Origin of the sequence: Streptomyces sp. MnatMP-M17 (assembly GCF_900091995.1) — a bacterium.
Lineage (GTDB): Bacteria > Actinomycetota > Actinomycetes > Streptomycetales > Streptomycetaceae > Streptomyces.
Genome location: NZ_FMDK01000414.1, coordinates 1 through 4,616, shown reverse-complemented (window position 1 = coordinate 4,616; position 4,616 = coordinate 1). Strand labels below are relative to the sequence as shown.

The 4,616-nt window shown below is 70.8% G+C and carries 5 protein-coding genes; 4 read left to right on the top strand and 1 reads right to left on the bottom strand.

The genetic code is table 11. The annotated features are described in order from the left end of the window. The 4 genes from GA0115259_RS19115 to GA0115259_RS19100 form a co-directional block, all read left to right on the top strand. On the top strand, positions 1–454 hold a 454-nt coding region (locus tag GA0115259_RS19115; protein WP_141716619.1), incomplete at its 5' end, for a winged helix-turn-helix domain-containing protein. Between the two features lie 13 nt (positions 455–467). Then, complete coding sequence (locus GA0115259_RS19110; protein ID WP_256098048.1) at positions 468–2,696, top strand: sensor histidine kinase; 2,229 nt, start codon at positions 468–470, stop codon at positions 2,694–2,696. A gap of 123 nt (positions 2,697–2,819) precedes the next feature. After that, on the top strand, positions 2,820–3,263 hold the full coding sequence (locus GA0115259_RS19105) for an LPXTG cell wall anchor domain-containing protein (RefSeq protein WP_093598475.1): 444 nt from the start codon (positions 2,820–2,822) through the stop codon (positions 3,261–3,263). Positions 3,264–3,359: 96 nt separating this feature from the next. After that, positions 3,360–4,028, top strand: a complete 669-nt coding sequence (locus GA0115259_RS19100; protein ID WP_093598472.1) for a class F sortase — start codon at positions 3,360–3,362, stop codon at positions 4,026–4,028. Between the two features lie 64 nt (positions 4,029–4,092). On the opposite strand, the gene GA0115259_RS19095 is transcribed toward GA0115259_RS19100, so the two are convergent. Further along, positions 4,093–4,401 (bottom strand): SCO5918 family protein, encoded by a 309-nt coding sequence (locus GA0115259_RS19095; protein ID WP_093598469.1) that lies wholly within the window; start codon positions 4,399–4,401, stop codon positions 4,093–4,095. Between the last annotated feature and the right edge of the window lie 215 nt (positions 4,402–4,616).

Sequence of the window (4,616 nt, the reverse complement as noted above, 5' to 3'; positions counted from 1 at the left end):
GGTACGTACGCTGCTGCGCCGCACCCGGCGTTCCGCCGGCCCGGCGCCGACTCCCGGCTCCGGGCCGGCCTCCGGCTCCGGGCCGGCCCACGCCACTGGCCTCGCGCCCGCCGCTGTTGAGGACGAGGTGCTGTCGGTGGGCACGCTCACGGTCGATCCGGCCCGGCACGAGGTGTCGGTCGGCGGGCTGCCGGTCGTGTGCACGCCAGGCGAGTTCCGTATCCTCGCCGCGATGGCGACGGAGCCCGACCGGGTCTTCACACGGCAGCGGCTCCTGGAGGAACTGCACGGCTTCGACAAGTACATCAGCGACCGCACCGTCGATGTGCACATCATGCATCTGCGCAAGAAGATCGAGCGCGCTCCGAGGCGGCCGGTACGGCTGCTCACCGTTTTCGGCGTCGGCTACAAGCTGACGGATCCGGCGAAGAACGTGCGCCGTGCGTCGTCCTGACGAGCGGCGGCGGGTGGGGCGGGGACGCTTGCGGCTGCCGCTCCGTAAGAGCCTGCTCGGCCGGCTGCTGACCGTGTCGGTGCTGGTGGCCTCGTGCTCGGTCGCCGCCACCGCCTGGCTCGCGGTGCAGACGACCTCCGGCGCGATCCGTCAGCAGCAGGGACAGAACCTCAGCTCCGACGCCAAGATCTACAACACCCTGCTGGGCTACGCGGCCACCCATCCCGGCTGGGAGGGCGTCGGCGGCACCGTACGAGAACTGGCCCGGCAGTCCCAGCGCCGGATCGCGCTGACCACTCAGGACCGACGGCTGCTCTTCGACTCCCTGAGTGACTCCTCCAGCGGCTCTTCCGCCAGCTCTTCCGGCAGTGCGTCCAACGGCAGTTCGTCCGGCAAATCCTCCGGCAACTCTTCCGGCACTTCGTCCGCCGCTCCGCTGCCGGCGCAGGCCTCGGCGGTCGTGGACCCGCTGTCCGTCGACACCGTACTGGTGCCCGATGCCACCTCCGCCGGCGCGGACCGTGTCGATCCGCGCGCCGTAGGGCCGTTCCTGCTGCCCGCGAAGGAACGTGCCGATCTGCGGCAGTCCACCGCAAGGAGCGTGGAGTGCCTCAACAGAGTGGGCATCGCCGCGGACATCGTGGAGAGCCCGAGCGGCCGGCCTCGTGTCCAGTTCGTGAGCAACGACAGCAACGACACCGACCGCTCCATGGAACTCAAGTGCCTGGCAAGCGAGTCGGCCGCGCCCACCACGACCGAGAAGAAGGCCCTCCACGCGCTCAATCAACTGGCCGACGCCTGTCTGAAACGCCAGGGACGCACGGGCGTGAAACTGAATCTGGACCTGTCCTGGGACCGCGGATGGGATCGCGGACACGGGCAGGAGCCCACGGACTCCGACCTGCCGGCCGTGCGTCCGGCGACCGAGGCCGACATCCGCGAAGCCACCATCGGAAAGGCGAAGGCGGCCGAAGCGGCACGGGCATCCGAAGCGGCACGGGCGGCCGACGAGAAAGCGGCTGCGGCAGGTCCGTCCGCCGAACGCCTGCCCGCAGCCCGCGACAGCGGATACGACCGGGCCATCGCCTCCTGCGTCGGCAGCGCCCGCCGCGAACAGCTCACGGCCTATGTCGCCGCGCCCGCACTGCTGTTCATCGACGATCCCGGCGCCGTCAGCGTGCCCGGGTTCGATCTCTCACCGGCGAACACCGCACGCATCGTCGGCGTCACGGCCCTCGTCCTCGCCCTCACCGTCGGCGCCTCGGTGATCGCCGGAGCCCGGCTCGTACGCCCGTTGCACGCGCTGACCGGCGCGGCACAGCGGATGCGGGACGGCCTGGACTCGGCGCCCGTGCCGGTCGGCCCGGACAACGAGATCGGACGGCTGGCGGCGGCCTTCAACGACATGGCCGTACACCGCGCCCGGCTTGAGGAGCAGCGCAAGGTGATGGTCAGCGATGTCGCCCACGAGCTGCGTACTCCGCTGAGCAATATCCGTGGCTGGCTGGAGGCGGCACAGGACGGTCTGGCCGAGCCGGATCCGGCGTTCGTCTCCTCGCTCCTCGAAGAAGCGGTGCAGCTTCAGCACATCATCGACGATCTGCAGGACCTGGGCGCGGCCGACGCGGGCGCGCTGCGCCTGCACCTGGAGCCGGTGTACGTCGCCGACCTCCTCGGCCAGGTCGCCGCGGCGCACCAGGGCCTGGCAGAGACCGCGGGGGTCACGCTGGCGGTCTCCGCGGAGGCGCCGGAGGCGCCGGATACGGTCGATGACGTCGATACCGGTCGGCCGACGCTGTACGCGGATCCGGTCCGGCTGCGTCAGGCCGTCAGCAACCTGGTCTCCAACGCCGTACGCCACACACCGCCCGGTGGCACGGTGACGCTGCGCTCGTACGTCACCGATTCCGGCGATGAGGTGGTCGTGGAGGTGTCCGACACCGGCAGCGGTATCCCGGCGGACGACGTCCCGCACGTGTTCGACCGCTTCTGGCGGGCGGAGAAGTCCCGTAACCGGAGCACCGGCGGCAGCGGTCTCGGTCTGGCGATCGTCCTCAAGTTGGCAGAGGCCCACGGTGGAACGGCGAGCGTGGTGAGCACCGAGGGACAGGGCTCGGTCTTCACCTTGCGGCTGCCGGCCGCGCCGTCAGCCGAGGAGGCCGGAGAGACACAGGAGACCGGACAGACCGGACAGACCGGAGAGAAGACCCAGGAGACCGGCGGCACCACCGCACGGGCCTGATGCGATGACCATGGCGTCCTGACAGCTTCTTCACAAGCGGTCGCCAGTCTTGGGTCCTGCCCGGAACCTGGTGCGACTCGGCATCCAGGTACCACCAAGGCCGGGCTGGAACTGGAGCCATACATGTCCCGCCATTACCGTCTGCGTTTCGCGGTTCTGACCGCCGTCGCGGCCGGCGCGATGCTCGTCCCGGTCTCCGCGGCCGTCGCCGCCGACCAGACCTCGGCGCCGTCCGCGGCGCCGTCCGAAAAGCCGACTCCGGCCGACAAGGCCACCGATCCGAAGAGGGCCGCGGCCGAGAAGGCCGAAGCCGTCAAGAGGGGCGAGATCTCGAAGGACTCCTCGCCCGAGGAGATCAGGAAAGCCCAAGAAGCGCTGAAGGCCGAAGCCGCCAAGAGGGCCTCGGCCGCGGAGAACGCGCCGCGCGGCGGCGTTGCCGCGGGCGAAGCTCCGGCCGACAACACCGGCACCGCCACTCTCGCGGGCCCGGCCGCCGGTGCTCTGCTGCTCGCGGGCGCCGGCACCTTCGTACTGCGCCGCCGCTCCGCCGCGCGCCACGACGGCTGAGACCCGGCACAACATTCGGCACAACGGTGGCGCCGCTCTTCGCCGGGCGGCGCCATCGCGTATTCGCCCGGTCCGGTCCCTGCTCTGGAGCCCGCTGTGTCCTCTGCGTACCATCCGGTACGGCGCCTCGGCACCGTACCGGCCCGTCGCCGCCTCGCCCTCGCCGTACCCGCGGTCCTCGTATCAGCGGCCCTCGCCGTGCTCGCCGGCTGCTCGTCCGCCACCGGCACGGCCGCTGACCAGGCATCCTCTGCCTCATCGGCCGCCGTCGGCACCGCCGCGTCCGGCACTCACCCGACCGGCGCTCCGGAGGCCGGGCGGCCCGCAGCGCCCGTCGAGATCGCCATTCCCTCGATCGGGGTCACCAGTCCGCTGATGGAGCTCGGTCTCAACGCGGACGAAACCGTCGAGGTCCCGCCGGCCGAGAAGGGCATGACCGCGGGCTGGTACACCGGCGGTTCCGTGCCCGGTGAAGCCGGTGCCGCCGTCATCATCGGCCACAACGACACCCGCTTCGGCAAGGCCGTCTTCCACGACCTCAAGAAGATCGCCAAGGGCGCGGAGATCACCGTCACCGACGACCGTGGAGAATCGGCACGCTTCACCGTCACGGGCACCGAGAGCGTCAGCAAGGATTCCTTCCCGACCGAGAAGGTCTACGGCCCGACCGATGAGCACGCCCTGCGACTGATCACCTGCGACGGCGACTTCGACGCCCAGGGCCATCCGGTGAACAACCTCATCGTCTACGCGACACTGGACTGACGCCCGTACCCGTACGAGGGCCGTGCCGTACGACGCCCGTACCGTACGAGGGCCGTGCCGTTGGTCAGGCAGGCTGGGTGCCGAGCATCTCGGATGCTTTCTGGAGCGAGGTGAGGGCGGGCGCGGGCGCGGCGGCCTCGGGAACACCGCGGCAGGTGAAGCCGAGGAGAGTCATGGCCCGGACGACCTCGCCCGCGCTGAAGTCACGGCGGTCCTGGCGGGTGATGACCTGGCCCACCTGCTTGACGGGGTAATGGCGGCGGCCGATGATCACGGACTCGCCCACGACCGGCTCGGGCTTGACGGCCTTCATCGACGCCAGCACGTCGTTCTTGGTCAGGTCGAACGGGAATCGGGCGATGACGCAGCGCATGATGCCTCACAGAGGGAAGAAGGGAACGTCCGGGTCGGCTCGGCCGGCTTCCGGAACACGCGTGTTCCGGGCCGCCTTCCAGGCAGCCGCGTCGAAGGTGGACCAAACGAAAGACCCTAGGCCGTCGCGCCGAAGCCGGACCGACGCGCGGGCGTGCGCCCGCGCGCGGAACCGGTGCGGCGGCGGCCTCGGGAGCCCGAGGTGCCGCGCTTGGG